Origin of the sequence: Nocardioides sp. NPDC127514 (assembly GCF_040302125.1) — a bacterium.
Classification (GTDB): Bacteria; Actinomycetota; Actinomycetes; order Propionibacteriales; family Nocardioidaceae; genus Nocardioides.
The window spans coordinates 1-23933 of record NZ_JBEORF010000027.1; the positions used below are offsets into that span (position 1 = coordinate 1).

Below are 23933 nucleotides of genomic sequence, written 5' to 3' on the forward strand. Positions count from 1 at the left end.
GCCGGTAAGACCACCCTGGCCGCGAAGCTCGCGCTGTGGCTGAAGGAGCAGGGCAAGGCGCCGCTGCTGGCCAGAGTTTCGTCGCCCACAACTACAGATTCGACCCGCCACAACTGCAGATTCGGCGGGAGGGGTCAGGCTTCGCGAACCACGTCCATGGTGCGGTCGCCGAACTTGACCTTGTCGCCGTCGATGAGAGCCGCGGGGCGGCGGGCACCGAGGGCTCGTGCGGCGCCCTGGCGGATCAGGGTGGTGCCGTTGGTGGAGCCACGGTCCATGACCACGAGGGTGCCGTCGGCCGCGATCTGGAACTGGGCGTGGGTCTTGGACAGGGACATGTCGCTCGAGGAGAGGGCTACCCGGTGGGCGACCTCCTCGCCCGGACGCGGCTCGGGGCCGCGACCGACGATGGCGAGGCCCTCGACCACGAAGCTCTGGCCGGTGTCGAACGTGACCCGCCAGCGAGCCGTCGCCGCGGGCTGCGGGGCAGGCACGGGAGGCGGCGGAGGGGCGGGCTGCGCCAACGGCGGGGCCGGAGGGGCCGGAGTCGGTGGGGCGGGAGCTGGCGGCACCGGAGCCGGGGGTGCCTGACGGGGGACCATTCCCGGCACGATGGTCTGCGCCGCCTGGGCCTCGGCCGCGGCCTGAGCGGCAGGAGCCTGAGCCGCGGGGCTCTGGGTCGGCGCGGCGGGGGTCTGCGGCCGCTCGGCCCGCTCCGGGGTCGCCTCGGCCTGCTTCAGGCGCATGGTGGTCAGGTTGACGATGCGACGCGGCGCGGGCGCCTCCTCCTCGGCCTCGACGACCGCCGGAGGCCGTACGTCGACCACGACCGAGCCTGCACGGCGGTCGTGCCACCCCTGGCGACGGCCGCGGTCGTCCATCGCGGCGACCCAGGCGAAGGTGGCGGTGCCGATGCCGAGCGTCGGGATCGTGCAGAGACCGAGCAGGGCCTGGCGTACGAACGCCTTGCCGACGCCGATGGGGCGGCCCGCGGCTCCGGAGTCATCGCTGACCACACGGAGCCCGAGGGCCATCTTCCCGGGGGTCTTGCCCCCGGAGCCGGTGAGCACGGTGCCGACCAGCCAGACCCCCAGGACCACACTGGCGATCAGGCCGACGCCGGCAAGCGGGTTGTCGTTGCGGAAGAAGATCAGCCAGGCGGCGAACCCGGCCGCGGCGAAGATCGCCCAGGCGATCACCCGGTCGATGGCGAACGCGTAGAACCGACGGTCCGGCTCCGCGATCGCAGCTTCGACGGTTGGAGCCGGCAGGCCGGCCACGCTCATGCCGCCGCCTCCACAGAGGCCGGCGACATGAGCGAAAGCCGCTCGATCATGGGTTGGTCACCCGGATCGTCAGACTGTCACCGAGGTCGATGACAGCACCCGGCATGAGCTGGACGGGTACGCCGGGACGCAGGTCCTCCGGGCCGAGACCAGGCTGGACCAGCACGGTGCCGTTGGTCGAGCCGAGGTCGGTGACCACCGCTGCGCCGTGGTCGACACCGGCACCGGGACGGATCTCGCAGTGGGTCGAGGAGATCTCCTGGTGCGGGCTCGGCACGGTCACCAGCATCGGCTGCTCGGTGGGCGTGAACCGGCTCGCCTCCGGCGCGCGGCCGACCAGGACGACCCGGTCGACCTCGACGCGGTCGCCGCTGGAGAACTCCAGGCGGGCGACCGGGTAGGCGGTCACCTTCGGGGCCTCGGGCTGGCCGGGGATGCCGGCGAGACCGGCGTTGAGGTCCTCGCCTACGCCGATGCGGGTCAGACCGTCGTGGTCGTCCTCATCGGGGTTGGGCTCCTCCCAGACCGGCTCGTCGTGGGTTTCGGGGATCGGCGCCACGGGCGGAGCCGGCGGCGCGGGCGGGGCCGGGAACGCCGGAGGGGCCGGGGGTGCCGGAGGGATCTCGGTCACCGGCGCGTCGGCAGGAGCGCTGTCGAAGGACGGTGCCTCGATCGGGGCGTCGCTCGGCACAGCGTCGATCATGCCCTCGGCCCGCGACTCCTCGTAGGGAGCGGGCGGCGCGTCCACCGGAGGCGGAGGAGGCGTCGTCAGCGGAGGCGGAGGCGGCATCGACGGCGGGCCGAAGCCGGGCGCCGGGGCGGACTCAGGCTCGTCGTAGGACTCGGGCCCGTCGTAGGCCTGCTCGTCGACGGCATGAAGGACCTCGGTCTCGGCGTCGGGAGCGGCGTTCATGTCGGACACGGGCTCCGGGGAGACCGCGGAGGGACCGAAGGAGGACGCCACGGCAGCAGCGTGCTCGTCGCTGGCGTAGTCGTCCTCGTAGCCGCCGGAAGCGGGCTCCGGGAAGTCCTGGTCGTCGGCGTCCTGGGAGGCGGCCGGCATCTCGAACGCCTCGGTCGGCTCGGTCAGGTCGTCGTGGCGCGGTGCCGACGCCTCGCCGGACTCGTCGCCACGGTTGACCGAGATCGGCTCGTCCGCCTCGGCATCCTCGTCGAAGTCGGAGTCCGGGCCGAGGTCTGCCTCCGCGCCGGAGTCCGACTCAGCGGCCGCCCCGAGACCGGGGAGGTCACCCGAGACCGGGATCGGCGGAACGACCGAGAGGGAGGGCGGAGCCGCGACCGGCTCGTCCTCGTCGAGACCCTGCTCCTCGGCGGAGTCCAGGTCGTCGGCGGAGTCGGCGTAGCTGTCCTCGGGAAGAGGATCGGTGAGCGGGTCACCCGGGGCAGGCTCATCGACGCCCTCGTCGGGGCCCTCCTCGACGGCCACCGGGGCAGCGACGAAACCGGCGCGGCTCTCCGGCGAGTCGTCCTGGGCGGACTCCGGGACCGGCGGCGGAACCTCGAGACCCGAGACCCGCAGCAGGCCACCGAGCGCCGTCATCGGCTCACCGGTCGCGCCCTCCTCGCCGAGCGAGACGGACATCCTGGTGACACCCTCGAGAGTGCGCTCGACCCACGTCTTCGACGACGAGCCGTCGACCTCGACGGTGCCCTCGCCGGCCTCGAACGAGACCACGGACGGGCCGCGCACGACCGTGCGTACGCTGCCGCCGTCGGGCGTCACGTCCCCGGAGATGAGGACGAAGCCCGGCAACGAGCTCAGCCCGGTCGCGACGAGCGCGTCGAGCACCTCGTCGAACCCGGCACCGTCATCGACGAGCGCCCACAGCGCGCCCGCACGGCTCTTCTCCGAGGGCGGGAGCAACACCGTGGCGCTCTCACCGATGATGCCGAACCATGTGCCCGGCATGTAGGACGTGCTTGCGATGGTTCCTTGCTCACTCATGGCAGCACTCCTAGCTTCTGCTCCATACTCACCCTTTGTTGCTCCGAGTCATACGGGTTCTCCTCGGTCAATCCCATCACATCGACCACGATCGCGGTGGCGTTGTCCCGGCCACCCGCCTCGACCGCGGCGGCGACGAGCTTCTCGGCCGTGTCGCGGGCGTCGGTGTCCTCCGCCGCGAGGATGTCGGCGATCTCAGCATCCGAGATCATCCCGCTCACGCCGTCGGAGCACAGCATCAGCCGGGCCCCCACGGGCAGGGTCACCTGGAAGATGTCCGGGACCGCCGGGGCCATCCCGCCCAGCGCCCTGGTCACCACGTTGCGCTCCGGGTGGTGCTCGGCCTGCTCACGCGTGATCTGCCCCGAGTCGACCAGCTCCTGGACCAGGCTGTGGTCGCGGCTGAGCTGGCTCAGCGTGCCGTCGAAGTATCGGTAGATCCGCGAGTCGCCGACGTTGAGCAGGATCCACAACGGGCTGCTTCCGCCGTCGGCGATCAGAGCCGCGGCACAGGTGGTGCCGGACTGGTAGTCCGAGGCCCCGCGCGAGCGCTGCTCGAGCGCGAAGGCCACGATCCGGTCCTGTGCGGCCTGGAGGGCCTCGACCATCGCCTGGCTGCCGGACTCGGACACGTAATGGGTGCCGCCGAGCTTGGCGAACTCCTGGATCACCATCTCGCTGGCGATGTCACCACCGTCGTGGCCGCCCATACCGTCCGCCACGACGAAGACCGGTGGCTCGGCCACATGGGAGTCCTCGTTGACCTTCCGCACCTGGCCGACATCTGTCGCGGCCCCGTGCGCGATCACTACTTTCCTGGACATCTCGCCCCCTAGGCCTGCCGGGATAGCGTGATGCCGATGGACACAGGCTTCCGCTCACTCGCAGACCAGTTGCGCTCTTGGCCCACAGAGCGCATCTCACGCCTGCTTCTTGCTCGTCCTGATCTCGCCACGCCGTCCCCTCATGACTCCGGCCAACTCGCCGCCCGAGCAGCCACTCGCACATCCTTGCACTACGCGATGGATGACCTTAACCATCTCGAGCTGATCGTGCTTGATGCCGTTGCCCTCGCGAATCAAACCACCAAAGCCCACTTATCTTCCATGGTGAACGCTGAAGTGGACGCCGCGACACGAGCACTTTCTCATCTCGAGGACACCTGCCTGGTGTGGCACTCCCTCGACGGCCTGCGCGCGGTGACCGGTGTCGCCGCCCTGCTGCGGGGCTCGCCCGGCACCTCCGGGCTGCAGCCGTTCGCCGCTGACCAGGAAGAAGTCGTACGCAGCCTGCCGGCCGTGTCCGCCGAGGCACGCGCGATGCTGGAGGCCGTCGACGCCGGCGGCGGGCAGGCCTCCTCCTCACGCGCGCGCCCGGGCGTATCCGTGGCCGAGGCGGCCGGACCGGCCGAGGAGCTCATCGCCCACGGGCTGCTGGTCTCCTCGGGCGACGGCATGCTGACCCTGCCCGGCGAGGTCGGGCTCGCGCTGCGGGGTGGGCGGACGACGATCGCCCCCGTGGACGTCCCACCACCCCTGCCGACCTCCTCGCGGGCATCCACGCTGGTCGACCGAGCGGCCGCGGGCGCCGCCTTCGAGCTCGTACGCAACCTCGAGCTGCTCCTCGACGGCTGGAGCGTCACGCCGCCCCGGTCGCTGCGCGGCGGAGCGGGTCTGACGGTCCGGGACCTGAAGACGACGGCCGAGCGGCTCCATGTCACCGAGCCCACCGCGGCGCTGCTGATCGAGGTCGCCTGGGCCGCGGGGCTGCTCGCGCTGGGCGCCGACGAGGAGGGCGATCCGGCCTGGATGCCGACCGAGCTCTTCGACCAGTGGCTCCAACAGCCCCTGGCGGCCCGCTGGTCGCACGTCGCCGGCGCCTGGCTGGCCTCGCCCCGCTTGCCCGGGCTCGTCGGTCAGCGCGACCCCGCCGGGAAGACCTGGAACGCGCTGGCCCCCGATCTGGCCGGAGCCTCGGCCGTGGCGACGCGGCGGCAGACCCTGGGCCTGCTCGCCGCCCTGCCGGACGGCGAGGTCCTCGCCGCCGGCACCGGCCCCGCCGCGGTCGTCACCCGCCTCGCCTGGGAGCGACCGCGCCGGCCGCGCACCCGCACCGAGTCCCGCGAAGCCCTGGTGGACTGGACGCTCACCGAGGCCGAGACGCTCGGGCTCACCGCGTTCGGCGGGCTGGCTGCGTACGGTCGGCAGCTGGTGGCGGGCGAGGATCCGGTCCCGACCCTGGCCGGGCTGCTGCCGGAGCCGGTCGACCACGTGCTGCTCCAGGGCGATCTGACCGCGGTCGCACCGGGGCCGCTGGAGCCCGCGCTGGCACGCACCCTGGCCGTGGTGGCCACGGTCGAGTCGCACGGCGGGGCGACGGTCTACCGGTTCACCAAGGAGTCGGTACGTCGAGCCATGGACCGCGGCTGGACCGCCACCGAGATCCACGCGTTCCTCACCGCCGCCTCCCGCACCCCGGTCCCGCAGGCGCTGACCTACCTGGTGGACGACACGGCACGTACGTTCGGGACGGTCCGGGTCGGGTTCGCCGCCGCGTACCTGCGCAGCGACGACGAGGCGGCGCTGGCCGAGCTGTTGGCCCACCCGGCCGCCGAGTCCCTGGGACTACGACGACTGGCGCCGACGGTGGTCGTCAGCACCGTCGCGCTCGACTCGCTCCTCCCCCGGCTCCGCGAGCTGGGCCTGGCCCCGGTCGTCGAGGCACCCGACGGATCCATCCACGTCGCACGCCCCGACGCCAAGCGCGCCAAGGCCCGCAACGGCGCGCGTCCGGCCGGCGCTCAGGAGGCACACCTCGCCGCGCGCGCGACCGCGGTGGCGGCCAGGATCAAGGCGGGCGACGAGACCGCGGCCGCCCGCCCGGCTCCGGCCGAGCCGGCCTCCACCATGGCGATCCTCCACGAGGCCATCGATGCCGGGGAACAGGTCGTGATCTCCTACGTCGACGGCCGCGGCGTCGGCGGCGAGGCGCGCGTCGAGCCGCTGGGGATCGACGGCGGCGCTCTCGCGGCCCGGGTCGAGGACGACGTACGTTCCTTCGCGCTGTCCCGGATCAGAAGTGTGCGCCCGACTTCGCCGTAGGCTGGTCCGGTGAACGACGGCCCCCTGATCGTCCAGTCGGACAAGACGCTGCTGCTCGAGGTCGACCATGCCCGGGCAGGTGAGTGCCGCAAGGCGATCGCGCCGTTCGCCGAGCTGGAGCGGTCGCCGGAGCACATCCACACCTACCGGCTGACGCCGTTGGGGCTGTGGAACGCACGCGCGGCCGGCCACGACGCCGAACAGGTGGTGGACACGCTGCTCGAGTTCTCCCGCTATCCCGTACCGCACTCCCTGCTGGTCGATGTTGCCGAGACGATGGCCCGCTACGGCCGGCTCCGTCTGGAGAAGAACCCGGTGAACGGCCTGGTGCTGGTCTCCTCCGACCGGGCGGTGCTGGAGGAGGTCATCCGGGCGAAGAAGGTCGCCGGGATGCTGGGCGAACGGCTCGACGAGGACACCGTCGTCGTCCACCCCTCCGAGCGCGGCAACCTCAAGCAGGCGCTGCTCAAGCTCGGCTGGCCGGCCGAGGACTACGCGGGCTACGTCGACGGCGAGGCGCACTCGATCGCGCTGGACACCACCGACTGGACGCTGCGCCCCTACCAGTCGGAGGCGGCCGAGTCGTTCTGGCACGGCGGCTCCGGAGTCGTCGTGCTCCCGTGCGGCGCCGGCAAGACGCTGGTCGGCGCCGCCGCCATGGCGCACGCCCAGGCGACCACGCTGATCCTCGTCACCAACACCGTCTCCGCGCGGCAGTGGAAGGACGAGCTCGTACGCCGCACCTCGCTGACCCCGGACGAGATCGGCGAGTACTCGGGGTCGGTCAAGGAGATCCGGCCGGTCACGATCGCCACCTACCAGGTGCTGACCATGCGCCGGAAGGGTGCCTATCCCCATCTGGAGCTGCTCGACGCCCGCGACTGGGGGCTGGTCGTCTACGACGAGGTGCACCTTCTTCCCGCCCCGATCTTCCGGATGACCGCCGACCTGCAGGCCCGCCGCCGGCTCGGCCTGACCGCCACGCTGGTGCGCGAGGACGGGCGCGAGGGTGACGTGTTCTCCCTGATCGGCCCCAAGCGCTACGACGCTCCTTGGAAGGACATCGAGGCGCAGGGCTGGATCGCGCCGGCAGACTGCGTCGAGGTGCGGGTGACGCTGCCTGCCGGCGAACGTCTCGTCTACGCCACCGCCGAGCCCGACGAGCGCTACCGGATCGCGTCGTGCACCCACCACAAGATCGACGTGGTCAAGGAGATCGTCGCCTCCCACGCCGGCAAGCCGACGCTCGTGATCGGGCAGTACCTCGAGCAGCTCGACGAGATCGCCGCCTCTCTCGACGCCCCGGTGATCGAGGGCAAGACGTCGGTCAAGGAGCGCCAGCGGCTCTTCGACGCCTTCCGCTCCGGCGAGATCGACCTGCTGGTCGTCTCCAAGGTCGCCAACTTCTCCATCGACCTGCCCTCGGCCGAGGTCGCGATCCAGGTCTCCGGGGCCTACGGCTCGCGCCAGGAGGAGGCGCAACGGCTCGGCCGGCTGCTGCGCCCCGGCGACGGCAACAAGACCGCGCACTTCTACACGATCGTCTCCCGCGACACCGTCGACGCCGACTTCGCCCAGAACCGCCAGCGATTCCTGGCCGAGCAGGGCTACGCCTACCGGATCGTCGACGCCGACTCCCTCGGTGACCTCACGTCCTGACCGGTTGAATCGTTGGCCGTGGCCGGATGCGGCCAAGTCGCTGCACGTGGAATGTGACGCACGCCATACTCGGTGAAGCGTTTCAATTCCTCGACCCCAGGAGTCCGCGTGCGCCGACACATCGCCGGGCTGGTCACGGCCACCCTCGCCGTCGTCCTCTCCCCCGCACTGCCCCCACTCGCCGCCAGCGCCGTTCCATCGACCGAAGACGGGGGCTCCGTCCCTGTCGTCGGAGAGTTGCGTACGAATGCGCTGGCCGATCCTCTCGGCATCGCGACGACCGCCCCCACGCTCGGGTGGCAGCTCGACTCCGACCGCCGCGGCGTGACCCAGACGGCGTACCAGATCCGGGTCGCGTCCTCGGAGCGACGGCTCAGCTCCCCCGATGTGTGGGACAGCCGGAAGGTGAGGTCCGGGCAGTCCGTCGACGTCCGGTACGCCGGGCCGGCGCTGAAGCCTCGCACCGACTACGTGTGGTCGGTGCGGGTCTGGGACGACGACGGCGTCGCCTCCGCCTGGAGCGAGCCGGCGACGTTCACCACCGGCCTGGGCAAGGAGGCGTGGACCGCGGACTGGATCGGCGCGGAGACTCCCGAGCTGGGCGCGGAGTGGACCGACTACACGATCGAGTTCACCGCCTCCGACATCGGCGGAGCCCTGGGCGTCTACTTCCGTGGCGAGAACACCGAGAACGCCTACATGTGGCAGTTCAGCGAGTCCGACGACGCGCTCCGTCCGCACGTGAAGCGCAACGGCGGCTACTCCGTGCTTCCCGCGAAGCCGGTCCCGAGCGGCTTCGACTTCGCCGCCGAGCACGACTACGCGATCACCGTCGCGGGCGACACGATCACGACCACGATCGACGGCCAGCAGCTCGACCAGCGCACCGATGCCACCTTCGCCGGGCCTGGCGTCATGGGCTTCCGCACCAACGGCGCCGAGCACGGGCTGGTCCACGACGTGACCGTCACCAGCGCCGGTGGCACCACCCTCGTGGACACCGACTTCCCGACCGGCGACCGCACCTTCACCGCCGGAACCGTCACCGCCGACGGGCTCCGGGTCGACAACGCCGGCGGCGAGGCGTGGCTGCGCGGCGACGACGCGGTGCCGCTGCTGCGCAAGGAGGTCGACCTGGGCGAGAAGAGCATCACCCGCGCCCGCGTCTACGCCTCGGCACGCGGTGTCTACGAGCTGCGCCTCAACGGCGAGCGGGTCGGCGACGCCGAGCTGGCACCCGGCTGGACGGCGTACGACAAGCGCATCGACTACCAGACCTACGACGTGACCGAGCTGGTGCGCTCCGGCTCGAACGTCTTCGGGGCCGAGGTCGCACCCGGCTGGTACTCCGGCAAGGTCGCGATGTTCGGCACCGACGTCTACGGCACCGACAACTCCGTGATCGCAGAGCTCGTCGTCGACTACTCCGACGGCACCAGCGAGGTCGTACGCACCGACGACACCTGGCGCACCACCGGCGGACCGACTCGCGAGGCCGATCTCCTCGACGGCGAGTGGTACGACGCCCGCCGCGCAACGGAGGTCGAAGGCTGGGACCGGACCGGATATGACGACCAGGACTGGGCCGCCGTCGCCGTCAGGGACGAGCCGACCGACGTGCTCGAGCCCCAGACGGCCGTCGACGTACGCGTCACCGAAGAGCTCGACACCGCGAAGCGGATCGACTCCCCGACCGAGGGTGTCTACCTCTACGACCTCGGCCAGAACATGGTCGGTCACGTCCGTCTCACCCTGCAGGGCGAGAAGGGCCGAACGGTCACGATCCGCCACGGCGAGGTGCTCAACCCGGACGGCACCCTCTACACCGCCAACCTCCGCAGCGCGAAGGCCACCGACACCTACACCTTCGGGTCGGACGAGCCCGAGACGTACGAGCCGTCCTTCACCTTCCACGGCTTCCGCTACGTCGAGATCTCCGGGCTGGACGAGGCGCCAGACGCCTCCGACATCGTGGGTGTCGTGGTCGGGACCGACGGCGACCTGGCCAGCACGCTGGACACCAGCTCGGACCTGGTCGACCAGCTGCAGAGCAACATCGTGTGGGGAATGCGCGGCAACTTCCTCTCCATCCCGACCGACACCCCGGCGCGCGACGAGCGGATGGGCTGGACCGGCGACATCAACGTGTTCGCCCGGACGGCGGTCTACAACATGGACTCCGAGTCGTTCCTGACCAAGTGGCTGCAGGACCTGCGTGACACCCAGCGACCCAACGGATCGCTCCCCGGCGTGGCCCCGGTCGTCCCGGGCCGCTTCGACGGCGGCTACGAGTCGGCCGGCTGGATGGACGCGGGGGTGCACGTGCCCTGGACGCTGTGGCAGGCTTACGGCGACACCGGCGTCATCACCGAGAACTACGACATGATGAAGCGCTACGTCGACTTCCTCGACGCCGACTCGACCGGGCACATCCGGTCCGCCGGCGGCTACCTGGACTGGCTCAACCTCGACGACCCGACACCCGCGGACGTCCTGGACACCGCCTTCGTCGCGAAGAGCACCCGGGAGTTCGCACAGATGGCGAAGGCGATCGGCAAGGACGCCGACGCCGCTGCCTACCAGGCGCGCTACGAGGCCATCCGGGCTGCGTACCAGCAGGCGTTCATCGCCGCCGACGGGTCCGTCAAGGGCGACAGCCAGACGGCGTACATCCTCACCCTGACCAACGACCTCGAGCCCGCGGACCGGCGCGAGGCGGTCTACGAGCAGTTCGTGCAGACGCTCGAGCGGCGTGACTACCACCTCTCGACCGGGTTCCTCGGCGTCGACGGGCTGCTCCCCGCGCTGACCAAGGCCGGACGCACCGACATCGCCTACCGGCTGCTGCAGCACGAGGACTACCCGTCGTGGGGTTATGAGATCGGCAAGGGTGCCACCACGATCTGGGAGCGCTGGAACTCGATCAACCCGGACGGCACGTTCAACGACGTGGGGATGAACTCCTTCAACCACTACGCCTACGGCGCCGTCGGCGAGTGGATGTATCGCACCATGGCCGGCGTCTCGGCCGCCGAGCCCGGCTACCGCAAGATCACGATCGCCCCCGAGCCCGGAGACGGTGTCGACGACGTCGACTACAGCCTGCAGACCCCGTACGGCACCGTACGCAGCGCCTGGGCGACCCACGACGGGCCGATGACCCTCGACGTGACCGTCCCGGCCAACACGACCGCCGAGGTGCGGATCCCCGCCGCCAACCGGTGGGCGGTCACCGAGGGCGGCTCGCCGATCGAGGACTCGTCCGACGTCGAGTTCGTGCGTGAGGACGAGGACGTGGTCGTCCTCGAGGTCGGATCCGGCGACTACAGCTTCGCGGTCGCTCCCGCCCTCGGGGACCTCGGCGCGGCTCGGGCGGAGGCTGCCGCGACAGCCGCGAAGGTCTCCTCCCTCGACCTCGCCGGCCCGGCGGGCAGTGCCGCCAAGCGCGACCTCAAGAAGCGGACCGCGTTGCTGCGCGGCCAGATCGACGATGCGTGGGAGCTCGCCGCTGGTGACGCCGAGGAGGAGCGGATCGCCGAGGCGGTCCACCATTCCCTCGCAGCGGCCGCGTACCTCGACCGCGCCGTCCAGATGTACGCCGAGAACGGCACCCTCACCGAGGCGACCGCGGCAGGTCTGCGTGATCGGCTCACGGCGATCGAGAAGAGTCTCTCGCGCGCTTCGGCCCGGCTGGTCGGAGCCGTCGCCGTCCTGCAGGTGCCCGACGAGGAGGTCCTCCCCGGCGATGTCGTCGAGGTGTCGGTGCGGGTCGACAACTCGGGCAAGCAGTCGCTGCAGGAGGTGACCTCGTCGCTCGAGGTGCCGGACGGATGGACCGCCGAGGCGGTCGGCGCGCCCGCCGGCACCGTGCCCGCCGGCGGACAGATCGAGCACGCCTATGAGGTCACGGTGCCGGAGGATGCGGCCGTGGGTCCCGCGGAGCTCAGCGGTGAGCTGTCCTACAGCCGCTCGGGTGGCACCGCCAGGCTCCCGGTGGGAGGAACCCTGATGGTCGGGCCCGGCGTGCAGATCACCGCGACATCGAGTGCCCCGGCATCGGTCGACGGCGGACAGACCGCGACCATCACCGCCACACTGCACAACCGCAGCGACGTCACCCAGCGCGGCGAGCTGTCACTGACCGGTCCCACCGGCTGGTCCGCGGAGCCGGTGGGCTACGAGATCCCGGCCGGTCAGGACGCCGATGTGGACGTCGTGGTCGTCGTGCCGCGGACGGTCGTGGCCGGCCCGGCCTCCCTGACCGTGGCAACCGGAGCGACGCCGGCGGAGCAGGCGGCGGCCACCGTGACCGTCGGACTCGCGACTCCACCGTCGTCGTCGACCGATCATGTCGACCTCGGCGAGGCGACCTCGGAGACAGCGCATGGACTGACCGCCTCCGAGCGGTCGGGGACCAATCAGGAGGCCGGGCTGACCCGCCGCTACACGCACTCCTCCTACCCGGGCGGCTGGTTCGAGTTCGACGCCGCGGTGCCGACGGATGGATCGTTCGTGGTCCGCATCGTCGAGACGTTCGACGGCGCGCGGCGCAAGACCTACGACGTCGAGCTCGACGGTCAGGTCGCACACAGCGTCGACCTGACCCGCACCAGCGGCGGGCAGGGCACGATGACCCACCAGTTCCTGGTCGAGCCCTCGGCGATGACCGCTGACGGCTCGGTGCGGATCCGGTTCCGGGACACCGGCGCCGACTACGACCCGTCGGTCGCCGACGTGTGGGTGGTGCCGGCGGCATGAGCCTCACCCGAGCGCAACGACGCGCAGCTGGTGAGGTGGTGGACAGTTCTGCACCCATTGATCCCGGCACTCCCGGCACAACAGATAGGTGTGGGTGCAGCGGTCGTCGGGACAGAGCACGGTCACCGCGTATGCCGCCACCTCGCCACAAGGCTCCGCGTCGCTGTCCGGGCTGCCGCACTTGCACTCACAGGCAGGCCGCTCGCCGAGCTCCTCCTCGAGCCGCTCGATCTCCTCATCGATGGTCGTGCTGATGGTCATGACATCTCCTCCGTCTGGATCGGATGTCGTCCTCACCACCACTTAAACAGAGACCACCGACAGTTCTGCGTCATGGATCGTGGTCTCGAAGCCGAGATCGGGCCGTGAGCCTCCGACCGGGGTCAGCTGCACGAGGACCCCGGTCGCCAGGTCCAGCGCGATGTCGTACGCCTCGGGGTAGACCGTCCCCGGGGACGGCTCCCAGCCCGGGTCACCGTCGCCGTACTCGTCGCGGTCGGAGACCCAGGACCACAGCAGCGGACAACACCCGCACCGCGGCTCGTACTCGTCCCCGGGCACCGCCCTCGCCCACCAGGTCTGCCGGCCTGCTCGCTCCGCCGAGCGCAGGTCGCTCAGCACGACGTCGGCGGAGAGCTCCTCGGGATCGAGCATCGACACGAAGAGGTAGTTGTTCCACATCGGGTCGTCGATGTCGTGGGTGTAGGCCCGCGACCGGCTCTCCACGAGACCGTCGGCGCGCAGGACCGGCTCCGGATCGAACACCGGAGCCTCGCCCCTCTCCACGCGATCCCCGCTGGCGTCGCGCACTCGGAGCCAGCCAGGTCTCCGCAACCAGCACTCGACGTCGCCGTCGCCCCGCGTCCGCCAGGTGAAGTGCAGCGCGGAGAAGCGCCACGGCGACGATCGGGCGAGCGCCCGGAAGGTGTCCTCGGTCAGCGGGATCTCAGCTTCCATCGGACCCACCCTCGTCCAGCCAACGGCCGTTCCGCATCAGGTGGCGTCCCTCGAGCTCGTTCTCTTCTCGCCACGCCTGGACCTTCGTCGGCCGGACACGGATCAGGCTGTCCGCCCACCTGCTCGGGTCGCCGCCCTGCTTCTCGGCGTAGATCTCCAGGACCCGCTTCGGCGTACGCTCCATCGGCTCGACCTCCGCGCGACCGTCGATGATCACGACGTCGCGCAGCTCGCCGAGCGCCAGGCGTACGACCGGGGACGCGGACAGGTTGCGCTGGGTGCGCGCACCACCCATGCTCGCGATCCAGATCTCGCCCTCCCACCACACGAACGAGATCGGCACGAGCCACGGCTGGTCGTCATGCGCGGAGGCGATCCACAGGTCGATGTCGTTCTCCAGACGGGCGCGGGTGTCGGAGAGTCTCTGGGCGAGGGAGCGAGGGTCGGCAGCCATGGCCGCACCCTAATCCGCGGTCGTCCCGGCGGAGTAGCGGTTTCCGGATGAGGCTGTGGGGGAAGAATGGGCACATGGAAACCTGGGAGTTCGAGGCCGATCTGTGGCCGTGGAAGGACGAGACCGATGCCTGGATCTTCGTGACCGCGCCACCCGAGGTCACCGAGGAGATCCGCGAGGCATCGATCGCGACCGGCCCGCCGCGCGGCTTCGGGTCGGTCAGGGTCGAGGCCCGGATCGGCACGACCACCTGGAGGACGTCGGTCTTCCCAGGCCAGGAAGGCTATGCGCTGCCGATCAAGAAGGACGTACGCCGCCGCGAGGACCTCCAGGTCGGCGACCGTGCGCTCGTCTCGATCACCCTCGTCTGACCTTCGCGAAAATCCCGCGCGAGCCAGCCGCCGGCATGGTTGGCTCGGCCACGATGAGCGCCCGAATGCACGACGACGAGCTGATGATCGATGCGGACCTGGTGCGGTCCCTGCTGAGGCGGGATCTCGCCGCGTACGCAGAGCTTCCCCTCCGCCCTCTGGACTCGACCGGGTCGACCAACCGGCTCTTCCGACTGGGCGAGGAGCATCTCGTACGCCTCCCCCGCCAGCCCCGCGGATCCGCTGCGATCACGCAGGAGGCGCGCTGGCTGCCCGGCTTCGCGGCCAACCTCGCCGTGGCCACGCCCGAGGTGGTGACGGTCGGCGAGCCGGGCTTCGGCTATCCCGAGAACTGGAGCGTCGTGCGCTGGCTCGATGGCGAGAAGCCTGCCCCCGGCGCGAGTGACGTCACCGCCGCGGACCTGGCCTCGGTCGTGACCGGGCTCCGCCGGACCGAGGTGCCCCAGGAGGCGCTCGCCGACCCCGAGCTGCGCTGGTATCGCGGCGAGCCGATCGCCGGCTTCGACTCCGACGTCCGGTTCCGCCTCAAGGAGTGTCGCGAACTCGCCGATCTCGAGCTCGACCTGGACGCGGTCGAGGCGGTCTGGGACGAGGTGATGGCCCTGCCCCCGGCGGAGACCGGGACGCACTGGCTCCACGGCGACCTGCTCGCCGAGAACCTCCTCGCCCGCGACGGCCGCCTCACTGCCGTACTCGACTTCGGCGCCCTCTCCGTCGGCGACCCCACCGTCGATCTGATCTGCGCCTGGGAGCTCCTCGACGCCGCCGGCCGCGACGAGTTCCGCACGCTTCTCGACCTCGACGACGCCACCTGGCTGCGCAGTCGCGGCTGGGCGCTCTTCATCGCCGTGATGACCTTTCCCTACTACTGGCAGACCATGCCCGTACGCTGCGCCGACCGGCTTGTGATGGCTAGGGCTGCTCTGGGGGGCTGAATGGTTTGCCTTCCAGCGTGGGTGGGGCCAATACCGGGATTGGGTTGGGAGATTTAGAAGCAGGGGGTCTGGGTTGGGTGCCATTCGGGTGTCTTGCGGGCTTCCAGCAGCGGTCTGGATTTGGGTTTGGGATACCTGTCCCTGATTGCGTTTGTCCGCTTTTCCCATGGCTTGGCTTGGTCTTGTGTGGTAGGCTCGGCGCAGGCGTAAACGTGAAGGCCGACCACCTCGAAAGAGGCGTGCCCCATCCACCCGAGACACAACGGAGGTGGGGTAATCCAGGGGAACCAGGGGCGTGCACGCTGAGCTGCGAGGGTAAGTAATAGCCCGTACTCCGGGCCTCCGAGACCAGCGAACCAACACACACCCGTGCCAGCGGGTGTGGAGAGTTCGTACGTCGGGAGGTGACCGGTTCGATGACCACGCTGCAACAGCCCCAGCACCCTGTGCTGGGGGCGGTGGTCGCGGTCACCGCCTCGCTCGACGCAGTTGCTCAGGCGAACCCCTCGTTCATGGTCACCGACCAGAAGGCCACCACCCTGCTCGAGATCGCCCACGCGAAGGCGCAGCTGGCCGAGCTCGAGCTGCGGGTGCTCGCCACCGCAGAGGATGTGGCCGCCGAGTCCGCGGCGCGGGATGTCGCGGCGTGGTTGCATCACCACACCCACCAGCGCCCCGAGACCCTGCGCGCCGACCTCCGGCTCGCCGAGGCACTGGACCGCTCGTATGGGCTGGTTGGGGCCGCGATGCGGGCCGGGAACTGCAACCCGGCCCAAGCCCACGTCATCGTGAACGCCCTCGACGACCTGCCGACCGACCTCGACCCAGAGATCAAGACCAAGGCCGAACAGGCCCTGGTCGCCTACGCGACCCGGTTCGACCCCACCCAGCTGCGTCGCCTGGGGCGCCGGATCCTCGACGTCATCGCGCCTGAGATCGCCGAGGCGGAAGAGGCGAAACGGCTGGCGGCCGAGGAGGCCCACGCGCGGAAGAAGACCCGCCTCGCGATGCGGCGGCTTGGGGACGGCACCACCCGGATCACGGCGGTGGTCCCGGATGCGACCGCGGACCGGCTGGCCACCACCTTGGAGGCCTTCGCCTCACCCCGTCGCGATGACGGCGTCCGCACCGAGTCCGGCGACTACCTGCCCTATGACCGCCGCCTGGGACGGGCGTTGTGCCAGCTGCTGGAGACCCTCGACCCGACCCGGTTGCCGATCCACGGCGGCGATGCGACCACGGTGATCGTGACCATCGACCTCGACCAGCTCCGCAAGGAGGCCGGCATCGCCCAGATCGTCGGTGGCAGCCCGATCACCGCCGCCGAAGCCCGGCGGCTGGCCTGCACCGCGAACATCCTCCCCGCCGTCCTCGGCGGTGAGTCCGAGGTCCTCGACCTCGGCCGCAAGGAACGCTTCTTCACCGCCGCCCAACGCCGCGCCCTCCTCCTCAGGTCAGCGACCTGTGAGGCCGAGGGCTGCGACATTCCCGGGACCTGGGCCGAGGCCCACCACTGGATCGAATGGGCCCAAGGCGGCGCCACCGACCTCGACAACGCCGCCCTGCTCTGCAGCCATCACCACCACCGCGCCCACGACGCCACCTACCTGCACGAACGCCTCCCCAACGGCGACATCCGCTTCACGCGACGAACGTAGACGGCGCTAGCCGCGGGCTTTGAGCCGAGAGCGAAGGACGAGCCGGGCCGCCGGTCCGAGATCCTCGATGACCTCGACGAGCGCGCCGAGCTGCTCGAGCGAGGCGAAGGCCGAATCCGCGCCGGGGCGGTCGACACCGTCGTACATGAGCAGTCCGATGAACGCCGAGCTGATCGCGCGCGACAGCCCAGGCGCGTCCACCACACCCTCGACCGGGCTTCCCTTCAAGGCGCGAGCGACGGCGGCCTCGACCTCGTCGTTCCACCGACCCAACGCGTAGCGCGCTGTCTCGGCCAGCGTCTCGTCGCGCTGCGCACCGGCCAGGAGCTGAGCCATCAGCGTGATGTTGCCGGCGGCTCGCTCCCGCTCGTGGAGCCCGCGCCCGAGCTCCAGCAGCTCACCCAGCGAGGTCACCTCCGCGAGCTCTGCCCGGTAGGACTCCGCCGCCTCGTCCGTCGCCGCTCGGCATGCCTGGTCGACGAGATCCATGACGGTTCCGAAGTGGTAGAAGACCAGCGCCTGGTTGACCCCTGCCCGGTCGGCGACCGACCGCGCCGAGAGACCGGCGATCCCCTCCTGCTTGAGCAGGTCGGTGACCGCCGACATCAGCTTGGCCTTGGTGGGGTTCATTCTGCGGCGGGCTCCTTCGTGACGAGCAGGCTGTAGCCGATCAGGACGAGACCGAGTATGCCGCCACCGATGAAGCCCACGAACGCGCCGAGCAGGGCGATCCACGGCCCGGCATGAATCCATCCTTCCGCCATCACGAGTCGCACGGTCGACACCACCGTTCCCGCCAACGCAAAGTAGACGAAGGTTTCAGGCGTACGCAGCCCACGGATCCGCGCACGGCGGGTGATCGCACGACCGAAGAATCCCGCGATCAGACCGGCAGCGACAGCCAGGCCGACGAAGATGGCGAGGTCTTCCGAAGACGCATCCAGGCTCGCCCCCGAGAACATGACCTGACTGAGCAGCACGAACGTCAGCCCTGCCGCGACGATCGCCGGCCACGCCCGATCCACGACAGCCGAGCGCCGAAACAGCGACACCGGCGCCACCAGAACGGCAAACGGCAACCCGGTCATCGCACCCATGACGGCGCCGATCACTCCGCCGATCACTCCGCCGAGGACCGCCCCCAGGACAGGCATGAGAAGGCTCCCGAGAGCACCGCCCAGCACCAACCCGAGCACCACGCCGAACAACCATGCTCGGAGGAACGCTCCGAAAAAGATCCGCACCAGACCCACCACGTACGCCTCCTTCAACCGATTTGAGCGATTGCTCAAATTCAAGGTAGCGCAACTCTTGAGCGATCGCTCAAATTGGATCTACAGTCACCACATGAAGATCGTCATCCCCGGCGGAACCGGCCAGGTCGGAAGCATCCTGCGGCGTGCTTGGAGCACGCGAGGACATGAGGTCATGGTGCTCTCGCGCCGCCCGGAACAGCTGGAGGAAGGCGTACGTCATCAGGTCTGGGACGGCCGGACGATCGGTCCTTGGGTCGAGGAGATCGACGGCGCGGACGTGGTGGTGAACCTCGCGGGCCGGACGGTCAGCTGTCGCTACACCGATGCCAACTTGAAGCAGATGATGGACTCGCGCGTCGAGTCGGCCCGGGTCGTCGGCGAGGCGATCGCGAGGGCGGCCAACCCACCGAGCACCTGGCTGCAGATGAGCACCGCAACGATCTACGCCCACCGCTTCGACGCGCCCAACGACGAGGCGACCGGCATCATCGGCGGCAGCGAACCCGACACCCCGGCCTACTGGGAGTTCTCCACGAGGATCGCCAAGAGCTGGGAGGCCGAGCAGGCCGCGGCGGCGACACCGCACACCCGCAAGGTGGCGCTCCGCTCGGCGATGGTGATGAGCCCCGACGAGGGCGGCGTTCTCGACGTACTCCTCACCATGGCGCGCCTCGGTCTCGGCGGGCCGGTCGCAGGGGGCGACCAGTTCGTCTCCTGGATCCATGAGGCCGACTTCGTACGCGCCTGCGATCTGCTCATCGGGCGCGACGACATCGCAGGGCCGGTGAATCTGGCAGCGCCAGGACCACTGCCCCAACGCGACCTGATGCGCACGCTGCGGGCGGAGGCCGGGATGCCGATCGGCTTGCCCGCCGCCCGCTGGATGGCCGAGATCGGAGCGTGGGTGCTGCGTACGGACACCGAGCTGCTCCTCAAGAGCCGTCGTGTCACACCGGGGAGGCTGCTCGAGGCGGGCTTCGAGTTCGAGTACGCCGACTGGGCCTCCGCCGCCCATGACCTGGTCAGCCGGGCCCGGCGGCGGACCCCGCAGAGAAGGAACCGCAGAGAAGGGCGCAGCAGAGAAACCAGTCGCATCGCCGAGCCGGATCGGCCACGATGAAAAGGTGACTCGCGCGACCTGGCAGCCCCGACCCGACGACGCCGAGACCCTGAGGCGGTTCTTCGGCAAGGACGGCCGGCTGCTGACCATCCCCTCGAAGCACGTCAAGAAGCTGGTGGTGCTCAACCAGCTCGCGCAGGCCTTCGAGCCGGGGAAGGTCTACCCCGAGCGGGAGGTCAACGAGATCCTGGGGCGGTTCCACGAGGACGTCGCCGCGCTGCGCCGCTACCTCTTCGAAGAGGGGTTCATGATGCGCGAGGACGGCTACTACTGGCGCGACGGTGGGAGCGTGGAGGTCTGAGCGGCAAGGGTCTCGCCCGTCGGGCATGATTCGGCCCATGACGATGCCGGACCAGTCGGGCCAGCCAGTGCCCGGACAGCCGCCCGTGGGGTGGATCGACCTGACGATCCAGGGCAGCCACATGACCTCGAACATGATCGTGCCGACGGTGCTGCTCAACGGCCACCAGATGCCGACGCAGTACGGCCGGAACGTCTTCCCGGTGCCGCCGGGGCGCTGGAACGTCGACATGTACGCCCAGTGGACCTGGAAGTTCGGCAAGGCGTCGATGAGCTTCGACGTCGCCGAGGGCCAGACCGTTCCGGTCTTCTACGCCTCGCCGCTGACCGGCTTCAGCAAGGGTGCGATCGGGCACGAGAAGCAGCGCAAGCCCGGCGTCCTCGGATTCGTCCTCTTGATGGTCGTGCTGCTGCTCTTCATCGTCGGCATCGTGGCCCTGGGCGTGGCGTCGGGCTAGCTCCACCCGCGGGGACACCGGCTCGGACTGTCGGTGCTCACCGATACCGTCAGCCTTGTGACCACCACCGAATCACGCGGCCGAAGCGAAGCCCGGCGCCATGGCCGGGGCTACGCGGTCCTCGACGTCGAGACGACCGGGCTCGACCCCTACCGCGACCGCGTGATCCAGGTGGCGATCCGCCAGATCGCCGCCGACGGCACCGCCGAGTCGGAGTGGGAGACGCTGGTCAATCCCGGCGTCGGCGTCGACCCGGGGCCGGTCGAGGTGCACGGCCTGACCAGCGCCGACCTCGCCGGTGCCCCGCTCTTCCGGGACGTCGCCGCCGCGATCGCCCAGCGTCTCGCCGGCCGGGTCTTCGTGGCCCACAACGCCGCGTTCGACTGGACGTTCGTGGCCGTGGAGTCGGACCGTGCCGGCGTACGCCTCGAGGTCCTGGAGTGGCTGTGCACGATGCGGTTCGCCAAGGCGCTCGCGCTGGAGGTGCCGGACAAGTCCCTGGCGACCATCGCGGCCTACTACGCGGTCGAGCAGCTGAAGGCCCACGACGCCGGTGACGACACCCGGGTCGCCGCGGAGATCCTGCTGCGCGAGCTGGCCGACGCCGACCGGGTTGGTCTCACCCTGCCGCTGGTGGAGTGCAACACCTCCCGACACCGGCTGAAACGGACCGTACGCCGTTGGTTCAGCCGCATCCGGCGACCGCTTCGCTGAGAGATCGTCCCATCATCCGGGACATTTCCCGCAGAAATGCAACCGGAGAACCCGGTTCGGACATCACCATGTCGTCGGCCCCGCGTTACTTGGAGTAACAGCACCTTGAGGGCCCTGCTCCGAAGTGAGGCGATGAAGATGGTCATCCGGGGATTGGTCGCCGGGGCGCTCGCCGCTCTGTTGGCAACGACGTTCGCGGCCTGCTCCGTGGAGCCGGCCGCCGCACCTGGGTCCGGGGCGACGACCGCGTCAGCCGCGCCCTCCTCTTCAGCGAGCCCATCGCCGAGCGCCACGCCGACACCGTCGCCCAGCGCGAAGCCGAAGCCCGAGCCGAAGCCGTCCCCGACCTCGGGCCCGCGGCTCTTCGGCAAGGGTGACAGCGGTGACGACGTACGTGACCTGCAGGCGCGCCTGAAGCAGATCGGCTGGTTCAACGCGGGCGTGACCGGGTTCTACGGCAACGTCACCACCGAGGCCGTCTCCGGCTTCCAGGGCAAGCGCGGCATCGCGGTCACCGGCTTCGTGGACCAGACCTCGCTCGACCGGCTGCATGCGATGACCCGCGAGCCCACCGAGGCCGAGCTGATCGACGCTCCCCCGCCGGTGCCCTCCGGCAAGCTCGACCCGCGCTGCCTGACCGGCCGGGTGATGTGCATCGACAAGTCCACCTCGGTGCTGCGCTGGGTCGTCGGCGGGACCGTACAGCTGAGCGTCGAGGTGCGGTTCGGCTCACAGGAGCTGCCCACCCGTGAGGGCCAGTTCTCGGTCTTCGCCAAGAGCCGCGACCACGTCTCCTCCATCTACAAGACCCCGATGCCGTTCGCGATGTTCTTCTCCGGCGGCCAGGCGGTCCACTACTCCCCCGACTTCGCCGCCAACGGCTACAACGGCGCCTCCCACGGCTGCGTGAACGTGCGCGACAACGGCGCCATCACCTCGCTCTACGACCAGGTCAACATCGGCGACGGCGTGGTCATCTACTGGTCCTGAGAACCGCCGCGCGCGGCCGTCCGGCCCTCGGGCAGGATTGAGGAGGCGTACGTCCCGCGTCTTAGGCTTGAGCCATGAAGGCGCTGCTCCTGGAGAACATCCATCCTGTCGCTGTCGAGAACCTCGAGAAGGCCGGCTTCGAGGTCGAGCTGCGCAGCAAGTCTCTCTCCGAGGACGAGCTGGTGGCCGACCTCCCGGGCGTGACGCTGCTCGGCATCCGGTCCAACACCCACATCACCCCGCGCGTGCTCGACGCGGCCACCGACCTCAAGGCGATCGGCTGCTTCTGCATCGGCACCAACCAGGTCGACCTGGCCGGAGCCGCCGAGCGCGGCGTGGCCGTCTTCAACGCCCCCTACTCCAACACCCGCTCGGTCGTCGAGCTGGTCATCGGCTACATCATCTCCCTGGCGCGACGGCTGCCGGAGAAGACCGAGAAGATGCACGCCGGCGTCTGGGACAAGTCCGCGAAGGGCTCCCACGAGATCCGCGGCCGCACGTTGGGCATCGTGGGCTACGGCAACATCGGCACTCAGCTCTCCAACATCGCCGAGGCGCTGGGGATGTACGTCATCTTCTACGACATCGCCGACCGGCTGGCCCACGGCAACGCGCGCCGGATGAAGTCCCTCGACGCGCTCCTGGAGGAGGCCGACGTGGTCTCCATCCACATCGACGGACGCCCGGGCAACCTGGGCATGTTCGGCGAGGAGCAGTTCGCGAAGATGAAGCCGCGTTCGCTGTTCATCAACGCCGCGCGCGGCTTCCTGGTCGACAACGACGCGCTGCGCAAGCACATCGAGTCCGGCCACATCGCCGGCGCCGCGCTCGATGTCTTCCCGATCGAGCCCAAGGCCCAGGGCGACGCCTTCGAGAGCCCGCTGCAGGGTCTCGACAACGTCATCCTGACCCCGCACGTCGGCGGCTCGACGCAGGAGGCCCAGGAGGAGATCGGCTGGTTCGTCTCCGGCAAGCTGCGCGACTTCATCCGCGCCGGGTCGACCGCCCTGAGCGTCAACCTGCCGGCCGTCCAGCCGCCGCCGCTGGCCGCCGGTGCGCGCCTGGCGCTGCTGCACGACAGCGTCCCGGGCGTACTCGCCGAGCTCAACGCGCTGCTCGCCGCCGAGGGTGTCAACGTGACCGGCCAGTACCTCGCCACCGCCGGTGAGACCGGCTTCGTGGTCACCGACGTGACCAACGTACCTGCGACGACGCTGGAGAAGATCACAGCCAACCCGCACACCAGGTGGGTGCGCGCCTACCACGCCTGACGCTAGCGTTCTGGCTCATGGAGCTCCCGCAACATTGGCCGCTGCCAGAGGCGACCGACCTTCTCGAAGACGTCCTGGCAGCGTACGACGAACCGACCCGCCGCTATCACGACCGCCGGCACCTCACCGAGGTGCTGGACCGGATCGAGGAGCTGCGGGCGGAGGGAGAGCGCTTCGACCCGCTGACGGTCACCCTGGCGGCGTTCTTCCACGACTCCGTCTACGACGGGGAGCGGGACGCCGAGGAGCGTTCGGCCGCCTGGGCCGAGGACGCGCTGGGCGCCTACCTGGAGGAAGACGCCGTGGCCGAGGTCGCCCGGCTGGTGCGGCTGACCGAGACCCACGATCCCGCCCCCGACGACCACAGCGGCCGGGTGCTCTCCGATGCCGATCTGGCGATCCTGGCAGCGCCGGCGGAGCGCTATGCGGAGTACGCCGCGACCGTCCGCGAGGAGTACCAGCACCTCTCCGACGAGGAGTTTCGCGTCGGTCGCGCCCAGGTCCTCGAGCGGCTGCTGGAGAAGGAGTCGCTCTTCTCGACACCCTTCGCGAGAATCAGCTGGGAGGCCGCCGCGCGGGCCAACATCTCGGCCGAGATGGAGACCCTGGACACATACCTGTCACGCGATCGATAACAATTCGTAAAGAACCGCTTTCC

21 protein-coding genes are annotated in these 23933 nt (G+C 70.1%); 13 read left to right on the plus strand and 8 right to left on the minus strand.

From position 1 onward, the window contains the following. Window positions 1-134 precede the first annotated feature (134 nt). Genes ABTX24_RS20755 through ABTX24_RS20765 form a run of 3 tightly spaced genes read right to left on the minus strand, consistent with a single transcriptional unit; the run spans window position 135 to window position 4076 of the window. Window positions 135-1286, minus strand: a complete 1152-nt coding sequence (locus ABTX24_RS20755; protein ID WP_350842242.1) for an RDD family protein — start codon at window positions 1284-1286, stop codon at window positions 135-137. A 46-nt stretch (window positions 1287-1332) separates the two neighbouring features. Continuing rightward, on the minus strand, window positions 1333-3252 hold the full coding sequence (locus tag ABTX24_RS20760) for an FHA domain-containing protein (protein WP_350842244.1): 1920 nt from the start codon (window positions 3250-3252) through the stop codon (window positions 1333-1335). Further along, window positions 3249-4076 (minus strand): PP2C family protein-serine/threonine phosphatase, encoded by an 828-nt coding sequence (locus ABTX24_RS20765; RefSeq protein WP_141795102.1) that lies wholly within the window; start codon window positions 4074-4076, stop codon window positions 3249-3251. The genes ABTX24_RS20760 and ABTX24_RS20765 overlap by 4 nt, the downstream gene beginning before the upstream one ends. A 282-nt stretch (window positions 4077-4358) precedes the next feature. Here ABTX24_RS20765 and ABTX24_RS20770 point away from each other — a divergent pair, with 282 nt between their 5' ends. From ABTX24_RS20770 to ABTX24_RS20780, 3 genes are all read left to right on the plus strand, one after another. Then, on the plus strand, window positions 4359-6353 hold the full coding sequence (locus ABTX24_RS20770) for a helicase-associated domain-containing protein (RefSeq protein WP_350842246.1): 1995 nt from the start codon (window positions 4359-4361) through the stop codon (window positions 6351-6353). 9 nt (window positions 6354-6362) lie between these two features. After that, window positions 6363-8012, plus strand: coding sequence for a DNA repair helicase XPB (locus tag ABTX24_RS20775; protein WP_160026956.1), 1650 nt, complete (start codon window positions 6363-6365; stop codon window positions 8010-8012). Between the two features lie 108 nt (window positions 8013-8120). Next, window positions 8121-12770: a family 78 glycoside hydrolase catalytic domain gene (locus ABTX24_RS20780; RefSeq protein WP_350842249.1), complete on the plus strand. Its 4650-nt coding sequence runs from the start codon at window positions 8121-8123 to the stop codon at window positions 12768-12770. Between the two features lie 3 nt (window positions 12771-12773). Here ABTX24_RS20780 and ABTX24_RS20785 read toward each other — a convergent pair whose 3' ends face one another. The 3 genes from ABTX24_RS20785 to ABTX24_RS20795 are packed head-to-tail and all read right to left on the minus strand — an operon-like array spanning window position 12774 to window position 14181. Further along, window positions 12774-13031 carry a hypothetical protein gene (locus ABTX24_RS20785; protein ID WP_160026954.1) on the minus strand — a complete coding sequence of 86 codons (258 nt, stop codon included), beginning with the start codon at window positions 13029-13031 and terminating at the stop codon, window positions 12774-12776. 42 nt (window positions 13032-13073) lie between these two features. Beyond that, on the minus strand, window positions 13074-13727 hold the full coding sequence (locus ABTX24_RS20790; RefSeq protein WP_350842250.1) for a hypothetical protein: 654 nt from the start codon (window positions 13725-13727) through the stop codon (window positions 13074-13076). After that, on the minus strand, window positions 13717-14181 hold the full coding sequence (locus tag ABTX24_RS20795; RefSeq protein ID WP_350842252.1) for a pyridoxamine 5'-phosphate oxidase family protein: 465 nt from the start codon (window positions 14179-14181) through the stop codon (window positions 13717-13719). The genes ABTX24_RS20790 and ABTX24_RS20795 overlap by 11 nt, the downstream gene beginning before the upstream one ends. Window positions 14182-14255: 74 nt before the next feature. Here ABTX24_RS20795 and ABTX24_RS20800 point away from each other — a divergent pair, with 74 nt between their 5' ends. From ABTX24_RS20800 to ABTX24_RS20810, 3 genes are all read left to right on the plus strand, one after another. Next, window positions 14256-14552 (plus strand): DUF1905 domain-containing protein, encoded by a 297-nt coding sequence (locus ABTX24_RS20800; RefSeq protein WP_160026948.1) that lies wholly within the window; start codon window positions 14256-14258, stop codon window positions 14550-14552. Between the two features lie 53 nt (window positions 14553-14605). Next, window positions 14606-15508, plus strand: coding sequence for an aminoglycoside phosphotransferase family protein (locus ABTX24_RS20805; RefSeq protein WP_350842254.1), 903 nt, complete (start codon window positions 14606-14608; stop codon window positions 15506-15508). Between the two features lie 416 nt (window positions 15509-15924). Continuing rightward, on the plus strand, window positions 15925-17166 hold the full coding sequence (locus tag ABTX24_RS20810) for an HNH endonuclease signature motif containing protein (protein ID WP_350842255.1): 1242 nt from the start codon (window positions 15925-15927) through the stop codon (window positions 17164-17166). Between the two features lie 6 nt (window positions 17167-17172). Here the strand turns inward: ABTX24_RS20810 and ABTX24_RS20815 are convergent, their stop codons facing one another. Further along, a complete protein-coding gene (locus ABTX24_RS20815) occupies window positions 17173-17796 on the minus strand; it encodes a TetR/AcrR family transcriptional regulator (protein WP_350842257.1) in 624 nt (207 codons plus the stop codon). After that, the gene (locus ABTX24_RS20820; RefSeq protein WP_350842259.1) at window positions 17793-18422 is read right to left on the minus strand and encodes a hypothetical protein; all 630 of its coding nucleotides are present in this window, start codon (window positions 18420-18422) and stop codon (window positions 17793-17795) included. The genes ABTX24_RS20815 and ABTX24_RS20820 overlap by 4 nt, the downstream gene beginning before the upstream one ends. A 91-nt stretch (window positions 18423-18513) precedes the next feature. Here ABTX24_RS20820 and ABTX24_RS20825 point away from each other — a divergent pair, with 91 nt between their 5' ends. The 7 genes from ABTX24_RS20825 (at window position 18514) to ABTX24_RS20855 (ending at window position 23910) form a co-directional block, all read left to right on the plus strand. Then, window positions 18514-19542: a TIGR01777 family oxidoreductase gene (locus tag ABTX24_RS20825; protein WP_350842260.1), complete on the plus strand. Its 1029-nt coding sequence runs from the start codon at window positions 18514-18516 to the stop codon at window positions 19540-19542. Window positions 19543-19546: 4 nt separating this feature from the next. Continuing rightward, window positions 19547-19843 carry a DUF2087 domain-containing protein gene (locus ABTX24_RS20830; RefSeq protein ID WP_160026936.1) on the plus strand — a complete coding sequence of 99 codons (297 nt, stop codon included), beginning with the start codon at window positions 19547-19549 and terminating at the stop codon, window positions 19841-19843. 37 nt (window positions 19844-19880) lie between these two features. After that, window positions 19881-20300, plus strand: a complete 420-nt coding sequence (locus ABTX24_RS20835; RefSeq protein ID WP_350842262.1) for a hypothetical protein — start codon at window positions 19881-19883, stop codon at window positions 20298-20300. 57 nt (window positions 20301-20357) lie between these two features. Next, window positions 20358-21014: an exonuclease domain-containing protein gene (locus ABTX24_RS20840; RefSeq protein ID WP_350842264.1), complete on the plus strand. Its 657-nt coding sequence runs from the start codon at window positions 20358-20360 to the stop codon at window positions 21012-21014. Window positions 21015-21152: 138 nt separating this feature from the next. Then, window positions 21153-22004 carry a L,D-transpeptidase family protein gene (locus ABTX24_RS20845; protein WP_350842266.1) on the plus strand — a complete coding sequence of 284 codons (852 nt, stop codon included), beginning with the start codon at window positions 21153-21155 and terminating at the stop codon, window positions 22002-22004. 74 nt (window positions 22005-22078) lie between these two features. Next, window positions 22079-23275: a phosphoglycerate dehydrogenase gene (gene serA / locus ABTX24_RS20850; protein ID WP_350842268.1), complete on the plus strand. Its 1197-nt coding sequence runs from the start codon at window positions 22079-22081 to the stop codon at window positions 23273-23275. A 17-nt stretch (window positions 23276-23292) separates the two neighbouring features. Further along, window positions 23293-23910 carry an HD domain-containing protein gene (locus tag ABTX24_RS20855; protein ID WP_350842270.1) on the plus strand — a complete coding sequence of 206 codons (618 nt, stop codon included), beginning with the start codon at window positions 23293-23295 and terminating at the stop codon, window positions 23908-23910. The last annotated feature ends 23 nt before the right edge of the window (window positions 23911-23933 follow it).

Coding starts and splice junctions, on each gene's coding strand:
- ABTX24_RS20755 (WP_350842242.1), bottom strand. CDS start 1,286: ATGAGCGTGGCCGGCCTGCCGGCTCCAACCGTCGAAGCTGCGATCGCG.
- ABTX24_RS20760 (WP_350842244.1), bottom strand. CDS start 3,252: ATGAGTGAGCAAGGAACCATCGCAAGCACGTCCTACATGCCGGGCACA.
- ABTX24_RS20765 (WP_141795102.1), bottom strand. CDS start 4,076: ATGTCCAGGAAAGTAGTGATCGCGCACGGGGCCGCGACAGATGTCGGC.
- ABTX24_RS20770 (WP_350842246.1), top strand. CDS start 4,359: ATGGTGAACGCTGAAGTGGACGCCGCGACACGAGCACTTTCTCATCTC.
- ABTX24_RS20785 (WP_160026954.1), bottom strand. CDS start 13,031: ATGACCATCAGCACGACCATCGATGAGGAGATCGAGCGGCTCGAGGAG.
- ABTX24_RS20790 (WP_350842250.1), bottom strand. CDS start 13,727: ATGGAAGCTGAGATCCCGCTGACCGAGGACACCTTCCGGGCGCTCGCC.
- ABTX24_RS20795 (WP_350842252.1), bottom strand. CDS start 14,181: ATGGCTGCCGACCCTCGCTCCCTCGCCCAGAGACTCTCCGACACCCGC.
- ABTX24_RS20800 (WP_160026948.1), top strand. CDS start 14,256: ATGGAAACCTGGGAGTTCGAGGCCGATCTGTGGCCGTGGAAGGACGAG.
- ABTX24_RS20805 (WP_350842254.1), top strand. CDS start 14,606: ATGAGCGCCCGAATGCACGACGACGAGCTGATGATCGATGCGGACCTG.
- ABTX24_RS20810 (WP_350842255.1), top strand. CDS start 15,925: ATGACCACGCTGCAACAGCCCCAGCACCCTGTGCTGGGGGCGGTGGTC.
- ABTX24_RS20815 (WP_350842257.1), bottom strand. CDS start 17,796: ATGAACCCCACCAAGGCCAAGCTGATGTCGGCGGTCACCGACCTGCTC.
- ABTX24_RS20825 (WP_350842260.1), top strand. CDS start 18,514: ATGAAGATCGTCATCCCCGGCGGAACCGGCCAGGTCGGAAGCATCCTG.
- ABTX24_RS20835 (WP_350842262.1), top strand. CDS start 19,881: ATGACGATGCCGGACCAGTCGGGCCAGCCAGTGCCCGGACAGCCGCCC.
- ABTX24_RS20845 (WP_350842266.1), top strand. CDS start 21,153: ATGGTCATCCGGGGATTGGTCGCCGGGGCGCTCGCCGCTCTGTTGGCA.
- serA (WP_350842268.1), top strand. CDS start 22,079: ATGAAGGCGCTGCTCCTGGAGAACATCCATCCTGTCGCTGTCGAGAAC.
- ABTX24_RS20855 (WP_350842270.1), top strand. CDS start 23,293: ATGGAGCTCCCGCAACATTGGCCGCTGCCAGAGGCGACCGACCTTCTC.